The organism is Mesorhizobium sp. P2_C4, assembly GCF_056404575.1.
Genome location: NZ_JBFUDT010000010.1, coordinates 26,218 through 48,368, shown reverse-complemented (window position 1 = coordinate 48,368; position 22,151 = coordinate 26,218). Strand labels below are relative to the sequence as shown.

Here is a 22,151-nt window from a genome sequence, read left to right as displayed (position 1 = left end):
CCGTTGCCGGCGGCAGCCACCGTTCGAAAATCCTCAGTCCCAGTCGACCGTCTCGGCAACCTTGATGCCGCGCCTGGCCAGTTCGTCGAAGAAGCTGGTGTCGGGCACGTGCAGCAGCGGGTTGAGCACGCCGGGTGTGGTGATCTCGCGCCGCGCCAGCATCTGCGCCACGATGCTGGCGGGGTAGCCGACGCCGAGGCTCATGCCGAACAAGCCGGATTGGAGATCGCGTTCGATGACCAGCTCCGACGTCACCGTCTTGCGGCGACCGCCTTCGCTTCCGGAAAAGACATTGCGCATCACGCAAAGGTCCTTCTCGTCGGCGCCGTACTGCAATTGCGGGCCGAGCAGCCGGCCGAGAAATTCGCGCGGGCTGACAGCGGTGCCGGAAACCTTGTCTTCGGAGAGGAAGCCGAGCTCCTTCAGCGGCGCCCAGAACGCCGACCAGCCCGGCCAGCGCAGCGTATAGCGGCCCGAGCGCTGCAGCCCCTTGGCGGCCTCGAGCATCTCGACGTAGTGCGGCGCGTCGCCATTGGGGAAGGCTTCCAGCCGGCCGAGGCCCGTGACCTCGATCTCGTGGATAAAATGATTGTCGTGTTGCCGCTCGGCCGGCACCGCGACGCGCCTGCCGTCCTCGATCATCACGCTGTCGCGGTTCTGGCTGACCAGAACCATGTCGAAATTCCAGCTCACCTTATAGCAAAGCGGCTTGGCCATCGCCTTCGGCTCGGGGATGCCGCCGCAATAGGAGTCGATCGAAGAAATGCTGTCGAATTGTTTTGCGGCGCGCGCATAGAGCACGAGGTCGATGCCGGGATCGAGCCCGCATTCGGTCATGATCGAGACGCCGGCCGCTTCCGCCGCAGGCGCCAGGTCGGCAATGGCCTTGCCGTAATTGGTGGTGACCAGCGGCGTGCGCGTCGCGATCGCCGCTTGCACCGCCTCGCGCATCAGCGGTTGCGGCAACAGGTCGATGACGGCATCGGCATCGGCCAGCACGTTGGCGAGTGCCGGGCCGATGGCGCCCTCGGGCACGACGAAACGCACGCGGGAAAGATCGGTCAGGCCGCCGAGCCGGGCAGGGCCGTCAGTCGATGTATCGACACAGATGATTTCCTCGACATCGCCGCTGGCGACGAGATCGGCGATGGCCGCCCGGCCTTGCAGGCCGAGGCCGCCGAGAACCGCGATCTTCATGCCGGCTCCTTGCGCGCCTGGGCGTCTTCGGACCAGCAGCCTTCCGGCAAGCTGACCCATTTGTTGCAGGAGGCCATGACGACGAAGGTCTCGCTGCGCATGACTTCGCCGGGCTCGCCGGCACCCGGGATCAACTCGCTGGTGACGCGGTAGAGGTCGGCGACATCGCCGGCCACGGTGACGTCGACGATGATGTCAAAACGCCCGGTGACCACCGAAGCCGAGTTGACGAAGGGCAGTTCCGCAATGCGCTGCGCCAATTCCCTGGCACGTCCGCGGCCTTGCGCATTGATGCCGACAATGGCCGAAATCAACTCCGGGCGCTCTGTCAGGTTCAGCAGCCCGACGATCTTCAGCAAATTGCGGTCGAGCAGATTGCGCAGCCTCGTGCGCACCGTCGGCACCGAGATCGCCATCGTCTCGGCGATGCGGTTAACGCCAAGCTGCGCGTCCTGCGACAGCAGTTTGACCAGTCGCCGGTCGGTTTGATCGAGATGTTCCCGCAAAGGCACATACTTTCATAAAAGAGAAAAATCGATGTGAATTTCTTTCTGATATGAAAATACCCTATGAGGAATTTTTAACAACAGCAAGAGGCGCGCTGCATCTAACTGATGGTGCGAGGCTCGCAGCGGCAAAGGGTCGGCGCCTCGTCCCAGAATCTGTCGAAGGCACGGCGGCGGCCTCCTCGAATAGGTTCCGGCGCTTGAATCATTGCGGCAGGAGAGGCTGCTATCTTGTTGATTGGACTCTTTTCGAACCCGTTTTCAGGGATCATCGCCCAAGCGAGTGCCCGGGCAGTGGTATCCTCGGCGGGGCTGACCCTGGCTTGCGCCGCCGCTACCGCCCAGCCCGAAAGATCGCCACCGCCGCAGCCGTCAGCGCGGCGTTGCCGGAGGCCACCGCTCCATCCGGCAGTTCCTTGCCATCTTCCAGTCCGACACGCGTCGACCAGTTGCGCTCCGCCGCCCGCCGGACGAACGGCCAGACCGTGGTGTTTTCGCCATGCAGCAGGATAGCGCGGCGGATGCCGGCCTGTTCGAGCACCTCTTCGATGCCGTCCGACACAGCGAGTGCCTCGTCCAGCGTTTGCTCGGAAATCTCGATCAGGATGCGCAGCACGCGCCCGCCATGGTCGAGGTGGACCAGCCGCTCGGCATCGGAGACCGAGGCAAGTCCGGCCTCGATCCCGATGCCGCGCTGGCGCAGGCTCTCCATTACCAGTGGCGCTGCCGCCTCGCTGAGATTGACCGAGGCATAGTCCGGCAATTCGCGCCAGCCGGCGATGGAGACAAGCGTGCGCAGCTCGTCGTTCTCGATCCAGGAGCCGGTGGAGACGCCGATCAGCGTGCCCGGGCAGGCACGGCGCAGCGCCAGCACCGTCCGGTCCATCGCCGCTGGCGCCAGGCTTTCCCGTCCATCGAGCCCGCGCGCATGCACATGCAGCTCGGCCGCACCGGCGGCAATGCAAGCCGCGCCGTCGCGTGCCATGGCGTCGGCGTCGAGCGGCAGGTCAGGGTGGAAGTCGGCGCTGCGCGCGCCATTGATGCAGGTCTGGACGATCATGCTAAGCGATCCTGTTGTGGGTCTCGCGAGCCTAGCGCAGTGCAGGGTGGACCGAAAACGGGGTGGTGAAGTCTCCTGACAAGGTTGGGCAACGCCGCGATCCTGCGCGCCCCCCTCTGGCCTGCCGGCCAGAGGGGGGCGCCGTAGAGGGCCAGCTTGGCAAGCGCGCTGAAGGCGTCGCCGCCAGCCTCACTCTGACTCGTCGACCCAGATCAGGCGCAGCAGGCGCAGCAATGTCGCCCGTTCCTTCTTCGTCAGCCGGCGCAGGAAGCGGTCCTCGTGCCGGCGCACCTGCCGGCGCCATGCCGGCATCGCTTCGGTTGCCGCCCTGGTCAGGGTCAGCATCTGCACGCGCTTATCCTCAGCATGGTCGTCGCGCTCGACCAGGCCGCGCTCTTCGAGCTCGGCCAGCAGCGGCGCCATGTTGGCGCTCTTCATGCCGAGCAGGCGGCAGAGTTCGGCGGCTCGTATGCCGGGCTTCTCATCGATCAGCGCCAGCATGCCATAGGTCACCGGGCGCAGCGACGCGTCAGTCAGCCCGACCGCGAAATCATTCAGCGCCAAGGCCGAGGCGCGCCGCAGATTGTAGCCGATCTGCGCGTCGAGCGTGTCGTCGGGATGGGTGCGAAGCTGTGTCTCGTCCATGTTGAAACCGATCCCCTTGATCAAGGCTCTTGTCAAGCGAAAAAGACTATGCGACATAGCGGGTATGATCGCTATGCTGCATAGCAATTATTTGCGCAAGCGGCTGAATGGGGAGGACATGAGCATGACCGAAGAGACAGTTGCTTTCGATGTCGAGAACGGCATCGCCTGGGTGCGCTTCAACCGGCCGGACAAGCGCAATTGCATGAACCCGCCGCTCAACCGGCGCATGATGGAAGTGCTCGACGAGCTCGAATATCGCGACGATGTCGGCGTGCTCGTGCTGTCGGGCGAGGGCAGCGCCTGGTCGGCGGGCATGGACCTCAAGGAGTATTTTCGCGAGACCGAAGCAAAAGGCCTCGGCGCGGTTCGCAAGGCGCAAGCGGAAGCCTATGGCTGGTGGCGGCGCCTGCGCTGGTACCGCAAGCCGACCATCGCCATGGTCAATGGCTGGTGCTTTGGCGGCGGCTATGGTCCGCTCTTCGCTTGCGACCTCGCTTTCGCTGCCGATGAGGCGCAGTTCGCTCTGTCCGAGATCAACTGGGGCATCCTGCCCGGCGGCGGCGCCACCAAGGTGGTGGTCGACCTCCTGTCGATGCGCGACGCCATGTATCACGCCCTGACTGGCGAGCTCATCGATGGCAGGAAGGCCGCCGCCTGGAAGCTGGTCAACGAGAGCCACCCGCTGGCGAACCTGAAGGCGCGCGTCACCGAGGTCGCCAGCATTTTGCTGAAGAAGAACCCGATTGCTCTCAAGGCCACCAAGGACGCAATCCGCCGCGTCGCCGAGATGACCTACGACAATGCCGAGGACTATCTGGTGCGGGCGCAGGAAGCGGCCAATTCCTATGACAATGACGGCCGTAAGGAAGGCATCCGCCAGTTCATCGATGAGAAGAGTTACAAGCCAGGCTTGGCTGCCTACGACAAGGCGAGATGACCGACTGAGCCGAGAGTGACGACGCAATCCGGGGAGGAGATGCGAATGCCGGCCTGGACGACTTCTGACCCCGTGGCGCTGCACGCCGCCGCGCAGCCGGATCGCGTCGCTTGCGTCGACCTGGCCTCCAGGCGGCGCTGGACCTATGCCGAGCTCGACGAGGCCATCCAGCGCGCAGTTGCCGTCCTTGAGACCGACTGCGGCATCGAGCCGGGGCAACGCATCGCGACGCTCGCCCGCAACAGCGCCGATCTGCTGATCCTGCAGCAGGCGGCGATGCGCCTCGGCGCCATCTTCGTGCCGGTCAACTGGCGCCTGGCCGGACCCGAGCAGCAGGCGATCCTTGCCGATTGCGATCCGGTGCTGCTGTTGCACGATGCTGTTCTTGACGTGGCGCTGCCAAAAGGCTGCGCGCTGGTTGAAGTCGCGGCCTTTGCGGCGGCGGTCGAGGCGCAAGAACCGGCGCCGCGACGCGCTTTGCCGGCGGGCGATGCGCCGTCGATCATTCTCTACACCTCAGGCACGTCGGGCCGGCCCAAGGGCGTCATCCTTACCGAGCGCAACGCCTTGGCCACCGCCGTCAATTTCAGCGTTTTGGGCCATGTCGGCAATGCCAGCGTTTTCCTTTGCGACGCGCCGATGTTCCATGTCATCGGGCTCATCACCTGCCTGCGTCCGCCGCTGCTGCAGGGCGGCACGGTGCTGATTTCGTCCGGCTTCGACGCCGGCCTCACCAACCGCCGGCTGGCCGATCCCGCCCTCGGCATCACCCATTATTTCTGCGTCCCGCAGATGGCCAAAATGTTGCGCGATCACCAGGACTTCGCGCCTCAGCACTGGACCTCACTCACCGCCATCTTCACCGGCGGCGCACCCAATCCAGCTTCCGACATCCTCTGGTGGCTGGAGCAAGGTGTGCGCATGGCTGACGGCTTCGGCATGACCGAGGCCGGCACCGTCCTCTGCATGCCGGTCGATGCCGGCCAGATCGCCCGCAAGGCCGGTTCGTCCGGCTTACCGGGGCCATCGGTCCTGCTCCGCATCGTCGACGACGAAGCCTGCGACGTCGCAGTGGGGGAGGCGGGCGAGATCTGGCTGTCCGGCCCCAACGTCACGCCGGGCTACTGGAACCGGTCGGAAGAGACGGCGCGTGCCTTCACCGCCGATGGCTGGTTGCGCAGCGGCGACATCGCCCGCCGCGACGCGGACGGCTTCGTCACCCTGGTCGACCGCCGCAAGGACATGTTCATTTCAGGTGGCGAGAACGTCTATCCGGTCGAGATCGAGATGGTGCTGCTCGACCATCCCGACATCGCCGAAGCAGCCGTCATCGGCGTTGCCGACCAGCGCTGGGGCGAGGTCGGCCGCGCCTTCGTCGTGGCAAAACCCGGCCGTATCCTCGACCCGGCGGTACTGGCCGGTCACTGCGCTGCCCACATCGCCCGCTACAAGGTGCCTAAGGAGTTCCTGCTCACCGACGCACTGCCGCGCACTGCGTCGGGCAAGATCCAGAAACACATTTTGCGCGGGTGGTAGCGCCGGGATCGCGTTTGCCCCGAAACCGACCGTGCTACTCGATCAGCAGCAATCCCCGCTTCTTGTCGCCATCGCTGTCGATGGTGTCCATGGCCGAGAACAGCCGTTCACGCTCGATCAGCCAAGGCTTGTAGCGCTCGTTGACGTCGAGGACGAAAACCAGGTCCTCCGCCTCCAGGTAGCCGCCGATCGGTGAAAAATGACCACTGCCGGCGCCGAATATCGTCTCTCGAGTAAAGTTGATGATGTAGCGGCGGCCGGGGTCGTTGGCATGCTTCATGTGCTCGCGAAACTCGTCGGCGCTCAGATTCCGCAGCACGGAGACTTTGCGCCTGGTTTTCGCTTGGGCGACGTCGGCAAGCTCGTCCAGCGTCAGCCCGACAATGCAAAAGCCGGTCCAGCATTTTCCCGTTCCCTCGAGCACTTCGGCTTCGGTTGTCTCCTCTTCGCCGATCGAGTGGAATGTGTTTGCAACACTTGCCGGACCGCAGCGCGAACTGTTTGATTGCCATGTGAGGTCGGCATTGAAAGTGGCAGCCACGGGCAGCTTCCAGGCGCTGTCAATCAATTCAGGGGTACGGGTAACCGACGACTGGATTGCGTCTGGCGAGACTGCGGACTGACCGACAATCAAAAACGCGGCGCCGCAGAGCAGGCCAACGCCGGCAATCAAGCTCAAACCGAGACTGCGCCTCATTTCTGCACCTCGAAGCAGACGGTTTGTTCGTCGGTCGATGTTGCGGTGTTGGCCTCAAAACTACCATATGTTGGCGTTGCTTGGCAGAGCGTCTCGGGGCGGGCTGCGCCTTGCCCTACGCCATCAAGGCTTTCGGCTGTTCGAAAAGTGCGTAGACGTCGGATACCGGCATTGGACGTCCAAACAGCCACCCCTGGACATCGGTACAGCCGTTCTCCTTGACCAGCCTGTACTGGTCCTCGGTCTCCACACCTTCTGCCGTTGTCGTCATGCCGAGCGTGGTACCGAGTTCGGCAACGGCCTTGACGATCGCCCGACTTTCGCTGCTCTCGCACATCAGGCTGACGAAACTGCGATCGATCTTGATGCGGTTGAACGGGAACGACCTGAGATAGCTGAGCGAGGAATAGCCGGTGCCGAAATCATCCATGGCGATGCTGATGCCGAGGTCGCGCAGGCTGTAGAGCGTCTGAATGGTGTTTTCGTTGTGCGCCAGCAGCACCGACTCGGTGATCTCCAGTTCGAGCCGTGACGGCAGCAGATTTGAAGCAGCGAGTGCCGACGCAACCTGAAGTGGCAGCGCCTGCTGCTTGAACTGGGCCGGCGAGAGATTGACCGCGACCTTGACGGGCAAGGGCCATTTCGCCGCATCGCTACACGCCTGCCGCATGATCCACTCGCCCAGCGCGCCGATCACGCCCGTCTCCTCGGCGAGATGGATGAACTCCGACGGCGGCAGCATGCCGAGGCGCGGATGGTTCCATCGTACCAGCGCCTCGAAGCCGGTGAGTGTCGAGGTCTTTGCGTCGTGCAGCGGTTGATAGTGTAGAACAAACTCTTCGTTCGGCACGCCGAGCGCCAACTCGGCTTCGAGCTGGCGACGCTCCTGCAATCGCGCGTCCATTCCCGGCTCGAACGACCTGCAGGTGCCGCGTCCCTCCATCTTGGCCTTGTACAAGGCGAGGTCGGCATTGCGAATGAGGATCTCGGAACTTTGTCCGTCATCGGGGAAAACGGCGATGCCGATGCTGCTGCCGATGTTGACCTTGTGGCCCTGAATAAAATATTCGGCTGCCAGGGCGTGAATGACCCGGCTTGCCAGTACGCCGGCCTGCTCGTCGCCATCGAGCAGCAACTGGAGGATGACGAACTCGTCTCCACCCACTCTCGCCACCATGGCGGTTTCGCCAGCCTGCTGCTTCAGGCGCTTGGCAACGGCACCAAGAAGCTCGTCGCCGACCGGATGCCCCAACGTGTCGTTGACCGGCTTGAAACGGTCGAGGTCGACGCAATGGACCGCCAGCTTCTCGCCGTCCCTGAGGCTCCTCAGCGCCTCGTCCATCGTGTCGGCCAGCAGGCCGCGGTTGGGCAGGCCGGTGAGAATGTCATGTGTGGCGAGGTGCTGGATCTCGGCGGTGCGTTCCTCCACCCGCCGTTCCAGGGTCTCGGCGGCATCGACCTGCATCGTCATCGTGCGCCCGATCGCATACCAGCAGGCCAACGCCAACAGGGTGACTATTGCGACCGCGGCATAGCCCGCCAGCTCGAACTCCCGCACCGATTGGGCGTCTATGTTGCTGGCGAATCTGCTGTTGGGAAAACCGACCCAGAGCCGCCATGCGCTTCTTGGATCGTTGACGGAAAGCGGGATGACCTCGGAATAGATCAGCTTTTGGTCGGGCGCCGTGAACGAGCGGGAATCTGCCGCCAGCGACGTCGACAGCCGATGCTGGTCGGATTCGAAGCCGTAGCCCGAATTGACGATGACATAGTCATTGCCGGGCAGCAGTTTCCTCAATGCCGAGGTGAGCATGATCGCCGAAACCGAGCCACGTAGGCTGCCATCTTGCCCGAACACCGGGACTGAAAGGATAAAGCCGGATCTGTCGGCGTCATTGCCGCTGTGGACGAAATCCGTGTTGTCGCAGGTGATCAGCTCCTTCGTGCCGATAATCGGCACGTTGAGCCCGTCGATGTTGCTCGAATTCGGATAGTTCGTCTTCAGCCAGGCAAGCTGTTTGGCCAACTCATGATATTCATAGGTTTCAACCTCTTCGGCTGGACGGGCCAGCGTATTTTCATCCAGCTTTCTGGGTTTTGCCTCGCCGGCGGCGTCGGACCTCGCCCTGGCATTCACGATCAGCTGGTCGAACTGGAGGATCGGCTCTTCGAGCTTGCCCGTCACCGGATCGAAGCGATCGGGGTCGAAATCCACTGGAAGGAAGTAGACCTCGGAAATGGAAACGTTGTTGGCAAGGTTGTTGTAGATCTGCTGGATCGTGGCGCGGCCTTCGTCGCCAAGGTTGGTGCCATGCCGGTCGAGGTTTCGCACGCTTGGCAGATAGGCCAAGGTCCGCACGTTTTCGTAGATGGCCCGCAAGGCGTCTTCGACGGTCTTGGCGGTCGCCTTGGATGTCGCCTGGGAATTTTCGAGATAGCGCTCCTTGGCCAGCGCGAAGTTCCGCTGAGCGTCGATGTGCAATGCCCCCAGCATCACCGTGCCGGTAAGCAGGATCAGAGCAGATCCGACCATTCGCCTGAAGGCGTTCATCCGCGGTTCCCACCGTCAATCGGCAAGCATTACCGCGGCGCGGTTTAGGAAGCGCTAATAACAATGCCTTTATTTGCCGTATCAACCGATGTCGCCTGCGATGCCAGAGCCGCAGTTTAGCCGCTTCCAGGCGCAACTCGTGATCGATCAGGCGCGCAACAGGCTGGCCATTTTCCACGGCGAACGGGAAAGAGATCGATGATGTCCAAGGAGCGCGATACCATATGACCGCAACGCGGTGCGCGCGCCGCGGCGTTTGCCAGCCGGCCGAAAGGATTTTTCGTGATGAGTGAACTCAAGATCAGGACCCGGGTGACCGGTGCGCTCGCCGTCTTGCCGCCGGGCGCTCTGCCTGTTGTCACCACGCCGACTGGCGGCGCGGTCGATGTCGTCACCGGGGTCAGCGCGCCGGGCTTCAACCCGCTCGACCTGCTCTATGCCTCCGTCGCCGCCTGCATGGTGCTGAGTGCCCGCATCGCCGCCACCCGCCTCGGCGTCGCTGCCAGCCTCGGCGAGGTTCGCGCCGAGGTATCAGGCGAAAAGGCGGAAGGCGATGTCTCGCGCGTCGGCCGCTTCACCATCACGCTCGACGTCCAGGGCGATCTCGACGAAGCGACGAAAAAGCGGATTGTGGAAGACGCAGAAACGATCTGCACGGTGAGCAACACACTGCGCACGCCGCCGGAGCTTCACACCACGCTCGCCGGGTAACCAGGACCACCCCATGGCACGCATCTCCCCAATCGACTACGCCACCGCTTCGCCCGAGATCCGTGCCGAGCATGATCGGGAGCTCGGCCTTCGCGGCCGGATGACCAACATGAAGCGCATCCTGCTGCATTCGCCCGTAGCTCATCGCATCTACGCCGAATGGTTCACCTTGCGCGATCTGCTGCGGCCTGATCTCGACGACCGTGCGGTCTGGCTGTTGTCGCTGGCGATATCTGAAGCTTGCCATGCCGAGATACCCGTCACCTTCTTTCGCCGCGCGCTGATCGGCGCCGGGTTCGATCCTGAAGCTGTCACACCAACAGCCGACGAGGCGCTGCTGATCGCCTTCGGCAAGGCCATCGCCACCAATTCCAACGCCGTTCCCGACGCGATCTGGGATGCATTGAAAGCCCGCTACGACGAGACGGTGCTGGTCAACCTGGTCGCCTTCGCCGGCATCATGGTGGCGACGTCAGTGTTCACCAATGCGGTGCGGGTCGACCTCGATCCGGAACTCGAGCCTTATCGCAGGAAGGCTTGAGCGGCGGGAAGCTGGTCATCAGGGCAGTCGGCAACTGACGAAGGCTGGCGATCCGACCTATCGGCTGATCTCCGCCAGGGCACGCTCGAGCGGCGCCGGCGAGATCTGGATCGGCCCGGAAAACGGAATGTCCATGTCGAGGATCAAATAGAGCGAACTGGCGATTAGCGCTGCTGCCAGCACGAAGGAGCCGACGACGACGGCGTTGCGCGGTGCGCGGAAGCCGAAGCTGCCGAAGATCAGCATCAGCCAAAGCACCAGCATGACAATCAGCGGCAGCGGAATGGCGCCCTCCGACTGTTCGATCAGCACCCAGCGCTGCTCCAGAACCTTCTGCAGGTGCTGGTGGGCATCCTGCAGCAGGGCGCCATGGGCGGCATCCGGCGGCGTCATCGTACCCAGCCGGTCGCCGACTTCGGTGAGCAGGTGCTCCGACAGCCTGTTGGCGATAACCGGCGTTTCACCCTGGGGCATGACGTCGCTCACCACCCGTTGCACATAGGCGACAAGCGGCTCGCGGACCGCGTTGGTTTCGGCGCCATATTGCAGGAGCGTCCTGTCCAGCAGGATCAGTTCCGTCGCATAGGCGTGCACATTGTGGTCGATGGATTCGAAGGTGTTCTTGGCCGAGTTGATCATCAGGCCGATCACCAGCGAGGTCATCACCACGAACAGATTGGCGATGAGCCGCACGATGGCGTTGGTGTCGTCCTGGCGGTGCCTGTCGGGGAAGCGATGGTAGATCGCCAGGCTGCAGAGTGCCGCCCCGGCCAGGCAGACAAAGATCGTCACTCCGACAAGAGCCTCACGCATGGCGCCATTGTGCACGAGAAAGGCAAATTGCCAACGTGCGTCCGGCAGGAAACGGGTGGCTGACGCACCGTCTTTCGCCGACCCTGATGGCGAGATCGGAGGCAAGATCCATGACCATCCATTCCCTCGATACGGCAAAAGCGGCCCGTGCGGCCGAGACCCGCGTCGCCGCCTGTGACTGGCCGGCACTGTCCGGCGAGCTCGGAAACCATGGCTGCGCGGTCATCGAAAAGTTGCTGACGCCGGAGGAGTGCCGGCAGATCGCCGGCCTCTATCCCGACGAAAGCCATTTCCGCAGCCATGTCCACATGGCGCGGCATGGCTTTGGCAAGGGCGAGTATCGTTACTTTCGCTATCCCTTGCCTGACCTGATCGGCGCCTTGCGCAGCGCGCTCTACCCGCGGCTGGCCTCTGTCGCCAATGACTGGAACGAGCGCATGGGCATCGCCCGGCGCTATCCCCTAGAACACGCCGCGTTCCTCAGGCAATGCCACGATCAGGGCCAGACGCGGCCAACGCCGCTTTTGCTGCAATATGTGCCGGGCGACTTCAACTGCCTGCACCAGGACCTCTATGGCGATCTCGCCTTTCCGCTGCAGGTGGCGATCCTGCTCTCCCAGCCGGGCGAGGATTTCACCGGCGGCGAGTTCGTGCTGACCGAGCAGCGTCCGCGCATGCAAAGCCGCGCCGAGGTGGTGCCGCTCAGCCAGAGTGACGCGGTGGTTTTCGCCGTGCATAACCGGCCGGTGCAAGGTGCGAAGGGCAATTACCGGGTCAATCTCAGGCACGGTGTCAGCCGCTTGCGCTCGGGACGCCGGCATACGGTGGGGATCATCTTCCACGACGCGAAATAACGTCGTCCGCTTTGGCGCGGCTCCTTCGTTCCGCTCCGAGACCGGCGAAGGCTCACACTTCGTCGACGTCGAACAGCAGCATCGTCAAGTCGTCGTCTCCTGGCGCGAGTATCCGCCGGTCAGCGGCGCAGGCAATGCCGATTTCGGTGGCAAATGCGCTCTGCATATCGGCGAGGCTGTCGAAATAGAGCGTCCCCACCAGATACGGCATCTCGCCCGCCGAGCGCTTGATGATGGGCCGCCTGCTGATGTCGTAGCGCCGCAGGCCGGGAAGCTTCTTGGCCAGCGGCACATGAACCTCGAAATAGTGCCGGTCGAATGCCTCCGGATCGGCCGGGGTTTTGTAGATCACGAGCATCTTGGCCATCGTCCTATTCCTGTCCTGTTGGCGTTGCTGTTCGGGGGCCATGCAGGCCGCCGCGCCAATGTCGTTCCGCGAGGGCGGTTTTCGACGTTCCCTGGATTCTTGTTTTCGTGCGCGATGACGGGGTCCTCGCCACCATCTGCGGCGCTTCTGCCTCTTCCCCCGCTGCGCTCATTCGCGTAAGGGCCGGGGCAATCCCCTCAATCCCGCATCAGCCTCCCGGACTCCCCATGATACGTCTCGAAAGCATCAGCAAGCAGAACGGTCGCCAGATCGTCTTCATCGAGGCCTCAGCCGCCTTGCAGAAGGGCGAGAAGGTCGGTCTCGTCGGCCCCAACGGCGCCGGCAAGACGACGCTGTTTCGCATGATCAACGGTGAGGAGCAGCCCGACGAGGGCCAGGTGCAGGTCGATCGTGGCGTCACCATCGGCTATTTCAGCCAGGATGTCGGCGACATGGCCGGCCACAGCGCGGTCGCCGAGGTGATGAACGGCGCCGGGCCGGTGAGCGATGTCGCCGCCGAAATGCGTGAGCTCGAGCACGCCATGGGCGATCCCGACCAAGCCGACCGGATGGACGAGATCATCGAAAAGTATGGCGAGGCGCAGCATCGCTTCGAGGAACTCGACGGCTACGCGCTGGACGGCCGCGCCCGCGAAGTGCTCGACGGCCTTGGCTTCAGCCAGGAGATGATGGACGGCGATGTTGGCAAACTGTCCGGCGGCTGGAAGATGCGCGTGGCGCTGGCCCGCATCCTGTTGATGCGACCCGACGTCATGCTGCTCGACGAGCCGAGCAACCATCTCGATCTCGAAAGCCTGATCTGGCTGGAATCCTTCCTCAAGGGCTATGACGGCGCGCTCTTGATGACCTCGCACGACCGCGAGTTCATGAACCGCATCGTCAACAAGGTGGTCGAGATCGATGCCGGTTCGCTCACCGCCTATTCCGGCAATTACGAATTCTACCAGCAGCAGCGGGCGATTGCCGACAAGCAGCAGCAGGCGCAGTTCGAGCGCCAGCAGGCGATGCTGGCCAAGGAGATCGCCTTCATCGAGCGCTTCAAGGCGCGCGCCTCGCATGCCGCCCAGGTACAGAGCCGGGTCAAGAAGCTGGACAAGATCGACCGCGTCGAGCCGCCCAAACGCCGCCAGACGGTTTCCTTCGATTTCCAGCCGGCGCCGCGCTGCGGCGAGGATGTCGTGACGCTGAAAAACGTGCACAAGGGCTATGGCAGCCGGTCGATCTATGCGGGGCTGGATTTTCAGGTGCGGCGCCGCGAGCGCTGGTGCATCATGGGCGTCAATGGCGCCGGCAAGTCGACGCTCTTGAAGCTGGTCGCCGGCGCCTCCGAACCCGACAATGGCACGGTCGCGCGCGGCCCGAGCGTCAAGATGGGCTATTTCGCCCAGCACGCCATGGAAGTGCTGGAAGGCGAGCGCACCGTGTTCCAGACGCTGGAGGACGCGTTTCCGCAGGCCGGCCAGGCGCCGCTCAGGGCACTTGCCGGCTGCTTTGGCTTTTCTGGCGACGAGATCGACAAGAAATGCCGCGTGCTGTCTGGCGGTGAGAAGGCGCGCCTGGTGATGGCGCTGATGCTGTTCGACCCGCCCAACCTGCTGGTGCTGGACGAGCCGACCAACCACCTCGACATCGCCACCAAGGAAATGCTGATCACGGCACTGTCGCAGTACGAAGGCACCATGCTGTTCGTCTCGCACGACCGGCATTTCCTCGCGGCACTGTCGAACCGCGTGCTGGAGCTGACGCCGGAGGGCATCCACACCTATGGCGGCGGCTATACAGAATATGTCGAGCGCACGGGACAGGAAGCGCCGGGGTTGCGAAGCTGACGGGCGCTACTATCGGTACAGGAAGCCCCGGCCTCGCCGATCAGTCGAGCCCGGCGATGCGCAGCCCCTCGATGTAGCGCGCCCGATCCTTTTCGTGGACGATGGGGTGGTATTTCTCGACCCAGTCGACGGACACGGATGGATGCAGGCGCCGTGTCTGCGACAGCGCGTGGGCGGCGGTGGCGCGATCGCCCGCCATGCCGGCCGAGGCGGCGTATGTGCGCCAGGCCGTTCCGAAATTCTGCCTGAGATCAACCGCTCGCCGCTCGAATTCGGCGGCCTCGTCGTAACGCCCGGCCATGAAATGACAGAGCCCAATGACGGAGAGGCTACCGGCTTGGGTGAAATCACGGGGGCTCAGCCGGTCGGCCAGCGCGACATGGTGCAGGCCGTCTTCGGGCATGCCGGCATAGGCATAGGTCGATCCTAAGATCATATGCGCATAGGCCAGACTCGGATTGAGGGTGATCGCCTCGGACAGGGCCTTCACGGCGGGATCGAAACGGCGCGAGGCCATATGCACGAAGCCGGTGGCGAAGTGGGTCCACGGGTCCTCCGGATCGCTGCGGATCGCCCGTTGCGCCATGTCGTGGGCAGCGGGCAGGGCGGCTTCGCTATCCGCCAACCCAAGCATCGACTTTGCGCCGAGGCCCCAGGCAATCAGGCAATTGGCGCGCGGATAGTCGGGGTCGATGTCGATGGCTTTCTTGAGCAGCCGCTCGGCGATCTCGAAATCCGGCAGCGAGGCCCAGGTCCAGACGTAGGGCATCGCCTTCATCACGAAGCCCCAGGCGTCGAGGTTGCCAGGCGACCGGCTCTGGAAACGCTCCTGCTCGGCGACGTACAGCCTGGGCTCGATGGCGCCGATCACGCTTTGGGCGATCTCGTCCTGCAGCGCGAAGAAATCGGCGATCTCGGCATCGTAGCGCTCGGCCCAGATCTGGCGCCCGCTGTCGGCGTCGCTCAGCCTGGCATTGATGCGCAGCCGCTGTCCCGAACGGCGCACGCTGCCGTCGAGTACATAGCGCACGCCGAGCTCGCGCCCGATCTGCTTCACGTCGACCGCCTTGCCGCCATAGGTGAACGACGAGTTGCGCGCCGAGACGAACAGCCAGCGCAGCCGCGCCAGGCGGGTGATGATGTCTTCCGCGAGGCCGTCGCCAAAATACTGCTGCTCGGCGTCGTCGCTGAGGTTGGCAAAGGGCAGCACAGCGATCGAAGGCCCGGCCTCCACGTTGTCGGATGCGGTCGAGGCCGCGTCGAGGCAATCCACCGCGCCGCCGAAGCGGTAGCCGATCCGGGGGATGGTCGCGATCCACTCGGCGTCGTCGGTGCCCGACCCGAGCAGCTTGCGCAGCAACGCGATCTGGACCGAAAGGTTGCTTTCCTCGACCGCCGCGTTAGGCCATGCGGCATCCATTAGCTCGGCTTTGGAGAGCACTTCGCCGGGCCGCTCCACCAGCGCTGCCAGCAGCAGCACGCCGCGATAACCCACGGGAACGGGCAGGCCCTGCCGGAGCAGCGTTCCCGCCTCCGGGTTGAGCTCGAACGGGCCGAAGGCAAAACGCGTCCCCACCATGGCGCAAACTAACATCTTTTCGGGGCTTTTCGGAAGTATTCGGGCATCCGCCCGCGACCCCACCGGGCGCCCGGCTCATCCTGCCACCACGTTTTGACACAGGAGAGCCGAAAATGTCCGCAATTGCTTTCGACCGTATCGGGTTTGAGACTGAGACCAGCCAAGCGGCCTCGGTGAGCAGACCGCGCCCACGCGAAGAAGAATTCCGCGCCGCGCTCGACCGTTACATGGCTGACTACATCGCCTGCCAGAAACGTTGCTCCGAGGCCAGGAATGCCGCCGCGCAGCACGAAGGGACGTGATGCAACATCGAGATCAAGCCTGTTCGTCCCCGGCGATGCCTTCCCTCTCCATTCCGAGCCCAATCGCATATGGCGGCGCCAGCTTCCCACCCCGGCCGCTGCGCGGCCACCCCCCAGTCATGGGGGAGGGGAAACCCCAGCCTTTCAAGGCCGCGACTCCGGTAATTGGCGTTTCCTCTCCCTCACAAGCTGATAGGGGCTGACGGCTTTCGCCGCGCCCCCACCAGCTTCCTCCAGGTGTATTCCGCGAGCCTATCCGAGCAGATCGGGCTGCTGCCTGAGGATGCGGTCGTGCAGCGGCTGGCATTGAAACCAGCCGGCCTGGGCCGTGCCGTTCACGGCGCGGGTGGCGCGGGCGTTTTCGGGGTCGACCTGCAGAGGCGTTCCCACGCTTTCGGCGAGGAACTGCGCTTGGCAGCAGCGCTCCATCGAGATGAACCACCAGACAGCCTCGTCAACGGTCAGGCCAACCGTCAGCAGGCCGTGATTGCGCAGGATCGCCGCCTTGTGGCCGCCGAGGCTCTCGGCGATCCGCGCCGCCTCGCTCGCCTCCGTGACCATCACCCGCGTGTCGTCGAAGAAGACATGATCCTCATAGAAGGCGCAGGCGTCCTGCGTGATCGGGTCGAGCAGCCGGCCGACCGCCGACCAAGCCTTGCCGTAGATCGAGTGGGTGTGGGCGGCCGCCACCACATCCGGCCGCGCCGCGTGGATCTGATGATGAATGGCGAAGGCGGCGACATTGACCGGCATCGTGCCCTCGACCACGGCGCCGGTGGCGTCGACGCGGATCAGGTCCGAGACGGTGACATGCGCGAAATGCATGCCGAACGGATTGACCCAGAACGTGTCGGTGAATTCCGGATCACGTGCCGTGATATGTCCGGCGACGCCTTCGCTAAAACCCAGCGCCGCGAAGATGCGGAAGCCGGCGGCAAGCCTTTCCTTGCGGTGTTGCCGCTCCTGTTCGTGGGTCTCGAAGCTGTGTGGCCGTTTGAAAAGAGGCTCATACGCCGCTTGCTTGCTGGCGGCCAAATCGCTTTCGGGAATTGACGTGACGACGTTCATGGCGCCCTCCTTGAGCTCCTGCACCGTCTGCATGACGGCAGGCCCCAGATTGGAGAAGCTTCGAGCCAGCGTCTCAAAGGCCGCATCAATAGTTCCGAATTCTTCCGAATAGATGCGAAACTGGCCTGTGTCGCTAAGCGCCGAGCCCTACTTTCCCGCCATGTGATCGGCAAGCACCTGCGCCTGGGCAAGCAGCGCCGGGAAGGCCGGGTCATCAGGCAGGTGCTCGCCCATGCAGGCGCGATAGTCGCCGTCGCCTTTTTCCAAAGCGGCGTTGGCGGCATCGAACGCCGTTTCGTCCTTGAGGTCAGAAGCCTGATAGGCATCCTGGAATTTCTGGGCGGCAGCATTCGCCGCGGTCCACACGGCATCGCAGGCCGCGATCTTGGGAACAGGGCGTGCCGCAGGCGCCGAGGCGATCATGACGCTGTTGCCCTTGACGAGCGTAACGATGACCTGCTGGTCGTCGATCGGCCCCAAATCCTGCGTCCAGCCGCCGAGCCGCGCAAAAGCCAGGTCGGCGCCTTCGGGCTTCTTCAGCGGAAAGTCGAGCGTCCCCTCGAAGGCGGCGTCGCTGTTGATGGCCTGGGTGTAGAAGCCATCGAGCTTCAGCGCCGCATCGATGCCGGCGGGCAGTTTGAAGCTCTCGTCGGTCTCGGCGGCCCTGGACTGGAGCCAGCGCTCGAGCAGCCCCCGCGTCGTTGCCACCAGGCTCGGGCCGTCGTCGCCTTTGGCGTATCTCAACCCGTCGAGCATGCCGAAACCGATATCGGCGTCGCTGAGGCTTTCGAGATTGATCGTGCCGGCTGCCGGAAAATCCTTGACCGTCACGGGGCCGACAAGGGCGGAAAGACGCTTCTCGAGATCCGCCAGCGCCTTGGCGCCGGCTGCATCGAGCGTTTCCACCGGTGCGTTCGAGCTTTCCAGTGCCGCGATTGCGGCAATCGCCTTGTCGCGCGCGGCGACATAGTCGTCCTCCGGCGAGGCCGCGAAAGCAGCACTGCTCGCGAGCGCGAACAGAAACGTCCAGACCAGCCGCATGACAAAACCTCCCGCCTTCGATCCCATTCGGAAGACAATGCGCAACGAGCTTGTTGAAAAAAAGATCGAGCTTCGACGACCCTGGCCGCGTCACCCCTTGCGCTTCTCCACCTCCGCCTTCCTCAGCAAAAACCGCTGGATCTTGCCGCTAGGCGTCTTCGGCAGCTCGGTGACGAAATCGACCTCGCGCGGATAGGCATGCGCCGAGAGCCGCTTCTTGACATGCTGCGCCAGCTCTTCGGCGAGCGCCTCGCTGCCCTGCCAGGCGGACGCCAGCACCACAAAGGCCTTGACGATCTCGGTGCGCTGCGGATCGGGGACGCCGACCACCGCCGCCTCGTTGACCGCGGGATGCTCGATCAGCGCGCTTTCGACGTCGAACGGCCCGATCCGGTAGCCGGCCGAGGTGATCACGTCGTCCGCCCGGCCGATGAAGGAGACCGAGCCGTCCGGCTCATACTCGACCGTGTCGCCGGTGCGGTAATAGCCGCCCGCAATCGCCGGCGTCTCCGCCTGATGATAGCCATTGAACCAGCGCAGCGGCGACTTGGCGATGTCGACGGCGAGAATGCCGGGCTGGTTGGGGCCAAGCTCCTGACCGGCCTCGTCAAGAACCACCATGCGATAGCCCGGCATCGGGAAGCCCGCCGAACCCGGCCGCACCGTGTGCGACAGGCCGTGATGGTTGTTGACCATCATGCCGTTCTCGGTCTGGCCGTAATGGTCGTGGATCGGGGCGGCAAGATGGGCGTCGAACCAGCGGATCACCTCCGGGTTGAGCGGCTCGCCGGCGCTGCTCACCACCCTCAGCCGCCCCTTGATGCGGGCGGCGGCCTCGGCCCCTTCCGCCATCAGCAGGCGATAGGCGGTGGGCGAGCCGGCGAGGCTGGTGACGCCCAGCCGCTCGATGATGTCGTAGGTGCTTTTGGCGTTGAAGGCGCCTTCATAGAAGGTGGTGGCGATGCCGAGCTGCAGCGGCCCGGTGATCGCGTAATAGAGGCCGTAGGCCCAGCCGGGATCGGCAATGTTCCAGAACACGTCGTTAGGCCTCAGCCCGATCGCCTCGCGCATATAGGCGCCAAACGACAGCAGCGCCTTGAGCGGCACCGGTACGCCCTTGGGCAGGCCGGTCGTTCCCGAGGTCGACATCATCATGAACAGGTCGTCGCCCTTGCGCAGCATCGGCTGGCAATTGGGGGAGGCGGCGGCAAGGGCGGCGCGGAAATCGATGTCGCCGGCGGGCAGCACCTCGCCGGGTCCGAGAACGGTCGCGATTTGCGGCGGCTTCTCGACCTCGTCGAGCTTGCCGCGATTGGCCGGGTTGGTCACCACCAGCTTCGCGCCGCTATAGCCAAGCCGGTGCTCGATGGCTTTTGGGCCAAAAGCGGTGAACAGCGGCTGATAGACGGCACCGATGCGCCATGTGCCAAGAATGAGCGCCACCAGTTCGGGAATGCGCGGCAGCATGCCGGCAACGACATCGCCGGGGCCAACGCCCAAATCCTTCAGCAGGGTGCCGACACGTCCTGATAGATCGGCGAGAGCGTCGAAACTGAATTCGCTCAAGTTCCCGCTTGCGGAGACGGCGCGCAGCGCCAGACGGTTTTGGCCGGTGTAGCGGCCGCAGCATTCGATATAGGCGTTGATGCCGGTCGCGGGGTCGCCGGCAAGGCGCGCGACTTCATCGTCGATGCGAAAGCGTTGAACGGCATCCTCATAGCGCGGCAAGCCGGCCGAAGCTCCAACCATCGCGGCATTCCTCCCGTAGCGGCGTCCACCTCCTCGTGGACCATCGTCATGGCCGGCAGGATACCCAAGATCGCGCTCGTGGTCGATGAGAAGCCAAGACCACCCTGGGGGCCCCTCAGCCCCTGGGCGGCCTGCATCCTCTGGGCTCAGAGGCCGAACCAGCGCGAGCGCCGGCTCGATCCAAAAGTCTCCTTATCCGCGCGCAGCGCTACCGAGGGCTCGTGGTATTTTCCGGTCGGCGCGGGGCCTGAAAAGAAGTCGACCTCGACCTTGCCGATGCGACCGCCGCCGAACTCGATATAGCAGGTGCCGAAGCCGTCATAGAGCGAGGCGCTGCCGCTCTGGCGCAGTTTTGCAATGAGCCCGGTGGCAACGGCGCGCGCCGCACCTTCGGCGAACACGCCGGCCTTGGGCGTGCCGGTGTTGGCGCCATCGCCGACGGCATAGACGTTCTCGTATTTTGTTTCGAGCGTGCGCGGATTGACCGGGATCCAGCCGTTCTCGGCCATGCCGCTTTCCAGCACCACCGGCGGTACGCGATGCTTGGGAACGCCGAGGAAGAGATCGAACGGCATCGCCGTGCCGTCGTCGAGCACCGCCACGTTGCGGGCATTATCAACGGAGGCGACGCGGCGGCTGGGGATGAACTTGATGTCGCGTTCGGCAAAGGCCGCCAGCAGCGCCCGCGACGTCTCGGGCGAGGGTGGCACCGGGCTGCCCAGCGGCAGCACCAGTGATATCTCGCAGTCCGCGCGCACGCCTTGCCTGACCAGATAGTCGTGCAGCATCAGCACGCATTCGCTGGGCGCCGGCGGGCACTTGTAGGGCGCCCCGCAGACGCCGACCATCGCCTTGCCTTTTTTGAACGTGGGCAGCACGTCGCGCAGCCGCTCCGCTCCCGCCACTGTGTAGAACTCGTTGGTTCCCGAAAGCCCTGGCGTGGCGTCGAAATCATATTCCGCACCCAGCGCGACCACGAGGTGGTCGGCGTCGAACACGCCGTCATTGGTGGTCACCCGGCGCCTTTCGGGATCGATCCCTGTGATCGTGCGCTTCAGCATCCTGACGCCCGGCTTGGCGTAGCTTTTGTAGGGCAGGCGCACGGCCTGCGGCGTCTTCAGGCCGAACATCACGTCCAGCTTGGAAAAGCCGAACACGAAGGAATCGCTCTGGTCGATCAGCGTCACGTCGATGCTGTCGCCCATCGCCTCGGAAAGCAGCGTCGTCAGCTCCAGGCCGCCGAAACCGGCTCCCAGCACGACGATACGCGGTTTGCTTGCGGTGTTCATCTTTATTCCCCACGAATATTTGCTGGTTGATCGATCATTCCCGTCGTGGCGGCGGAGACCATGTCCTCGCCGCCAAAGTCCTGGCCGTCCAGGTCCTTGCAGTTTGATCGATGTCAGGTCAGGACCGGCTGCGGCACGATGCGGATGTAGGGCTTCGGCTCTTTCCAGCCCTGCGGGTAGAGTTGTTTGGCTTCATCGTTCGACACCGACCCGGCGATGATGACGTCGTCGCCCGGCTTCCAGTTGACCGGCGTCGCCAGGCGGTGCTTGGCCGTCAGCTGCAGGGAGTCGACCACGCGCAGCACCTCGTCGAAGTTGCGGCCCGTCGTCATCGGGTAGGATATCACCAGCTTGATCTTCTTGTCCGGGCCGATGACGTAGACGTTGCGCACCGTCTGGTTGTCGGCGGCGGTGCGGCCGTCGGCGCTGTTGCCTGCCGACGCCGGCAGCATGTCGTAGAGCTGCGAGATGGCGAGCGTCGGGTCACCGATCATCGGGAAGTTCGGCGCCATCCCTTGCGTCTCGGCAATGTCCTTGGCCCAGCCGGCATGCTTCTCGACCGGGTCGACGGAGAGGCCGATGACCTTGACGCCGCGCTTGTCGAACTCGGGCTTGAGGCGGGCCATGTAGCCGAGTTCGGTCGTGCACACCGGCGTGTAGTCCTTGGGGTGGGAGAACAGGATGCCCCAGCCCTTGCCCAGCCATTCGTGAAAGCTGATCGTGCCTTCGGTAGTCTCGGCGGTGAAGTCGGGGGCGATGTCTGCGATACGGAGTGACATGGTTGCTTCCTTTCGGTTGGAATTTGATTGCGGGGGCATATTAGGAAATCTATGTTCCGCCAGCGTTCCCCGACGC

The 22,151-nt window shown here is 64.1% G+C and carries 21 protein-coding genes; 7 read left to right on the top strand and 14 right to left on the bottom strand.

Annotated features, from left to right (window positions below; all coding sequences use genetic code 11):
- Nucleotides 1–33 precede the first annotated feature (33 nt).
- The 4 genes from AC1DX6_RS27575 to AC1DX6_RS27560 form a co-directional block, all read right to left on the bottom strand.
- The gene (locus AC1DX6_RS27575; RefSeq protein ID WP_477319232.1) at nucleotides 34–1,197 is read right to left on the bottom strand and encodes a saccharopine dehydrogenase family protein; all 1,164 of its coding nucleotides are present in this window, start codon (nucleotides 1,195–1,197) and stop codon (nucleotides 34–36) included.
- The gene (locus tag AC1DX6_RS27570; protein ID WP_477319532.1) at nucleotides 1,194–1,703 is read right to left on the bottom strand and encodes an Lrp/AsnC family transcriptional regulator; all 510 of its coding nucleotides are present in this window, start codon (nucleotides 1,701–1,703) and stop codon (nucleotides 1,194–1,196) included. The genes AC1DX6_RS27575 and AC1DX6_RS27570 overlap by 4 nt, the downstream gene beginning before the upstream one ends.
- A gap of 334 nt (nucleotides 1,704–2,037) precedes the next feature.
- Nucleotides 2,038–2,763 carry a 3-keto-5-aminohexanoate cleavage protein gene (locus tag AC1DX6_RS27565; RefSeq protein WP_477319230.1) on the bottom strand — a complete coding sequence of 242 codons (726 nt, stop codon included), beginning with the start codon at nucleotides 2,761–2,763 and terminating at the stop codon, nucleotides 2,038–2,040.
- Nucleotides 2,764–2,952: 189 nt separating this feature from the next.
- Nucleotides 2,953–3,432 carry a MarR family winged helix-turn-helix transcriptional regulator gene (locus tag AC1DX6_RS27560; RefSeq protein WP_477319228.1) on the bottom strand — a complete coding sequence of 160 codons (480 nt, stop codon included), beginning with the start codon at nucleotides 3,430–3,432 and terminating at the stop codon, nucleotides 2,953–2,955.
- A 100-nt stretch (nucleotides 3,433–3,532) separates the two neighbouring features.
- Here AC1DX6_RS27560 and AC1DX6_RS27555 point away from each other — a divergent pair, with 100 nt between their 5' ends.
- Both AC1DX6_RS27555 and AC1DX6_RS27550 read left to right on the top strand, forming a co-directional pair.
- A complete protein-coding gene (locus tag AC1DX6_RS27555) occupies nucleotides 3,533–4,348 on the top strand; it encodes a p-hydroxycinnamoyl CoA hydratase/lyase (RefSeq protein ID WP_477319226.1) in 816 nt (271 codons plus the stop codon).
- Nucleotides 4,349–4,393: 45 nt separating this feature from the next.
- Entirely contained in the window at nucleotides 4,394–5,884 is a 1,491-nt protein-coding gene (locus tag AC1DX6_RS27550) for an AMP-binding protein (protein ID WP_477319224.1), read from the top strand.
- 34 nt (nucleotides 5,885–5,918) lie between these two features.
- Here AC1DX6_RS27550 and AC1DX6_RS27545 read toward each other — a convergent pair whose 3' ends face one another.
- Together AC1DX6_RS27545 and AC1DX6_RS27540 are read right to left on the bottom strand one after the other, a co-directional pair.
- Nucleotides 5,919–6,581 carry a phytochelatin synthase family protein gene (locus tag AC1DX6_RS27545; RefSeq protein ID WP_477319222.1) on the bottom strand — a complete coding sequence of 221 codons (663 nt, stop codon included), beginning with the start codon at nucleotides 6,579–6,581 and terminating at the stop codon, nucleotides 5,919–5,921.
- A gap of 115 nt (nucleotides 6,582–6,696) precedes the next feature.
- Complete coding sequence (locus tag AC1DX6_RS27540; protein WP_477319220.1) at nucleotides 6,697–9,132, bottom strand: putative bifunctional diguanylate cyclase/phosphodiesterase; 2,436 nt, start codon at nucleotides 9,130–9,132, stop codon at nucleotides 6,697–6,699.
- A gap of 285 nt (nucleotides 9,133–9,417) precedes the next feature.
- Here AC1DX6_RS27540 and AC1DX6_RS27535 point away from each other — a divergent pair, with 285 nt between their 5' ends.
- Nucleotides 9,418–9,843, top strand: coding sequence for an OsmC family protein (locus AC1DX6_RS27535; RefSeq protein WP_477319218.1), 426 nt, complete (start codon nucleotides 9,418–9,420; stop codon nucleotides 9,841–9,843).
- Between the two features lie 13 nt (nucleotides 9,844–9,856).
- Entirely contained in the window at nucleotides 9,857–10,384 is a 528-nt protein-coding gene (locus tag AC1DX6_RS27530; protein ID WP_477319216.1) for a carboxymuconolactone decarboxylase family protein, read from the top strand.
- A 57-nt stretch (nucleotides 10,385–10,441) separates the two neighbouring features.
- Here the strand turns inward: AC1DX6_RS27530 and AC1DX6_RS27525 are convergent, their stop codons facing one another.
- On the bottom strand, nucleotides 10,442–11,197 hold the full coding sequence (locus AC1DX6_RS27525; RefSeq protein ID WP_477319215.1) for a bestrophin-like domain: 756 nt from the start codon (nucleotides 11,195–11,197) through the stop codon (nucleotides 10,442–10,444).
- A 110-nt stretch (nucleotides 11,198–11,307) separates the two neighbouring features.
- Here AC1DX6_RS27525 and AC1DX6_RS27520 point away from each other — a divergent pair, with 110 nt between their 5' ends.
- Nucleotides 11,308–12,051 (top strand): 2OG-Fe(II) oxygenase, encoded by a 744-nt coding sequence (locus tag AC1DX6_RS27520; RefSeq protein ID WP_477319213.1) that lies wholly within the window; start codon nucleotides 11,308–11,310, stop codon nucleotides 12,049–12,051.
- Nucleotides 12,052–12,103: 52 nt separating this feature from the next.
- Here the strand turns inward: AC1DX6_RS27520 and AC1DX6_RS27515 are convergent, their stop codons facing one another.
- The gene (locus AC1DX6_RS27515; protein ID WP_477319211.1) at nucleotides 12,104–12,460 is read right to left on the bottom strand and encodes an EthD family reductase; all 357 of its coding nucleotides are present in this window, start codon (nucleotides 12,458–12,460) and stop codon (nucleotides 12,104–12,106) included.
- A 185-nt stretch (nucleotides 12,461–12,645) separates the two neighbouring features.
- On the opposite strand from AC1DX6_RS27515, the gene AC1DX6_RS27510 reads away from it, so the two are divergent.
- Nucleotides 12,646–14,268 carry an ABC-F family ATP-binding cassette domain-containing protein gene (locus AC1DX6_RS27510; protein ID WP_477319209.1) on the top strand — a complete coding sequence of 541 codons (1,623 nt, stop codon included), beginning with the start codon at nucleotides 12,646–12,648 and terminating at the stop codon, nucleotides 14,266–14,268.
- 40 nt (nucleotides 14,269–14,308) lie between these two features.
- On the opposite strand, the gene AC1DX6_RS27505 is transcribed toward AC1DX6_RS27510, so the two are convergent.
- Entirely contained in the window at nucleotides 14,309–15,847 is a 1,539-nt protein-coding gene (locus tag AC1DX6_RS27505) for a winged helix-turn-helix domain-containing tetratricopeptide repeat protein (protein WP_477319207.1), read from the bottom strand.
- 113 nt (nucleotides 15,848–15,960) lie between these two features.
- On the opposite strand from AC1DX6_RS27505, the gene AC1DX6_RS27500 reads away from it, so the two are divergent.
- On the top strand, nucleotides 15,961–16,149 hold the full coding sequence (locus tag AC1DX6_RS27500; RefSeq protein WP_477319205.1) for a hypothetical protein: 189 nt from the start codon (nucleotides 15,961–15,963) through the stop codon (nucleotides 16,147–16,149).
- A gap of 252 nt (nucleotides 16,150–16,401) precedes the next feature.
- On the opposite strand, the gene AC1DX6_RS27495 is transcribed toward AC1DX6_RS27500, so the two are convergent.
- The 5 genes from AC1DX6_RS27495 to AC1DX6_RS27475 all read right to left on the bottom strand — a co-directional run bounded on the left by AC1DX6_RS27495 (nucleotide 16,402) and on the right by AC1DX6_RS27475 (nucleotide 22,075).
- Nucleotides 16,402–17,217 (bottom strand): class II aldolase/adducin family protein, encoded by an 816-nt coding sequence (locus AC1DX6_RS27495; protein ID WP_477319203.1) that lies wholly within the window; start codon nucleotides 17,215–17,217, stop codon nucleotides 16,402–16,404.
- A gap of 147 nt (nucleotides 17,218–17,364) precedes the next feature.
- The gene (locus AC1DX6_RS27490; protein ID WP_477319201.1) at nucleotides 17,365–18,258 is read right to left on the bottom strand and encodes a hypothetical protein; all 894 of its coding nucleotides are present in this window, start codon (nucleotides 18,256–18,258) and stop codon (nucleotides 17,365–17,367) included.
- Between the two features lie 90 nt (nucleotides 18,259–18,348).
- Nucleotides 18,349–20,007 (bottom strand): acyl-CoA synthetase, encoded by a 1,659-nt coding sequence (locus AC1DX6_RS27485; protein ID WP_477319199.1) that lies wholly within the window; start codon nucleotides 20,005–20,007, stop codon nucleotides 18,349–18,351.
- A gap of 146 nt (nucleotides 20,008–20,153) precedes the next feature.
- Entirely contained in the window at nucleotides 20,154–21,296 is a 1,143-nt protein-coding gene (locus AC1DX6_RS27480; RefSeq protein WP_477319197.1) for an NAD(P)/FAD-dependent oxidoreductase, read from the bottom strand.
- A 113-nt stretch (nucleotides 21,297–21,409) separates the two neighbouring features.
- Nucleotides 21,410–22,075, bottom strand: coding sequence for a peroxiredoxin (locus AC1DX6_RS27475; protein WP_095091235.1), 666 nt, complete (start codon nucleotides 22,073–22,075; stop codon nucleotides 21,410–21,412).
- Nucleotides 22,076–22,151 lie beyond the last annotated feature (76 nt).

Coding starts and splice junctions, on each gene's coding strand:
- AC1DX6_RS27575 (WP_477319232.1), bottom strand. CDS start 1,197: ATGAAGATCGCGGTTCTCGGCGGCCTCGGCCTGCAAGGCCGGGCGGCC.
- AC1DX6_RS27565 (WP_477319230.1), bottom strand. CDS start 2,763: ATGATCGTCCAGACCTGCATCAATGGCGCGCGCAGCGCCGACTTCCAC.
- AC1DX6_RS27555 (WP_477319226.1), top strand. CDS start 3,533: ATGACCGAAGAGACAGTTGCTTTCGATGTCGAGAACGGCATCGCCTGG.
- AC1DX6_RS27550 (WP_477319224.1), top strand. CDS start 4,394: ATGCCGGCCTGGACGACTTCTGACCCCGTGGCGCTGCACGCCGCCGCG.
- AC1DX6_RS27545 (WP_477319222.1), bottom strand. CDS start 6,581: ATGAGGCGCAGTCTCGGTTTGAGCTTGATTGCCGGCGTTGGCCTGCTC.
- AC1DX6_RS27540 (WP_477319220.1), bottom strand. CDS start 9,132: ATGAACGCCTTCAGGCGAATGGTCGGATCTGCTCTGATCCTGCTTACC.
- AC1DX6_RS27535 (WP_477319218.1), top strand. CDS start 9,418: ATGAGTGAACTCAAGATCAGGACCCGGGTGACCGGTGCGCTCGCCGTC.
- AC1DX6_RS27530 (WP_477319216.1), top strand. CDS start 9,857: ATGGCACGCATCTCCCCAATCGACTACGCCACCGCTTCGCCCGAGATC.
- AC1DX6_RS27525 (WP_477319215.1), bottom strand. CDS start 11,197: ATGCGTGAGGCTCTTGTCGGAGTGACGATCTTTGTCTGCCTGGCCGGG.
- AC1DX6_RS27520 (WP_477319213.1), top strand. CDS start 11,308: ATGACCATCCATTCCCTCGATACGGCAAAAGCGGCCCGTGCGGCCGAG.
- AC1DX6_RS27515 (WP_477319211.1), bottom strand. CDS start 12,460: ATGGCCCCCGAACAGCAACGCCAACAGGACAGGAATAGGACGATGGCC.
- AC1DX6_RS27510 (WP_477319209.1), top strand. CDS start 12,646: ATGATACGTCTCGAAAGCATCAGCAAGCAGAACGGTCGCCAGATCGTC.
- AC1DX6_RS27505 (WP_477319207.1), bottom strand. CDS start 15,847: ATGGTGGGGACGCGTTTTGCCTTCGGCCCGTTCGAGCTCAACCCGGAG.
- AC1DX6_RS27500 (WP_477319205.1), top strand. CDS start 15,961: ATGTCCGCAATTGCTTTCGACCGTATCGGGTTTGAGACTGAGACCAGC.
- AC1DX6_RS27495 (WP_477319203.1), bottom strand. CDS start 17,217: ATGAACGTCGTCACGTCAATTCCCGAAAGCGATTTGGCCGCCAGCAAG.
- AC1DX6_RS27490 (WP_477319201.1), bottom strand. CDS start 18,258: ATGCGGCTGGTCTGGACGTTTCTGTTCGCGCTCGCGAGCAGTGCTGCT.
- AC1DX6_RS27485 (WP_477319199.1), bottom strand. CDS start 20,007: ATGGTTGGAGCTTCGGCCGGCTTGCCGCGCTATGAGGATGCCGTTCAA.
- AC1DX6_RS27480 (WP_477319197.1), bottom strand. CDS start 21,296: ATGAACACCGCAAGCAAACCGCGTATCGTCGTGCTGGGAGCCGGTTTC.
- AC1DX6_RS27475 (WP_095091235.1), bottom strand. CDS start 22,075: ATGTCACTCCGTATCGCAGACATCGCCCCCGACTTCACCGCCGAGACT.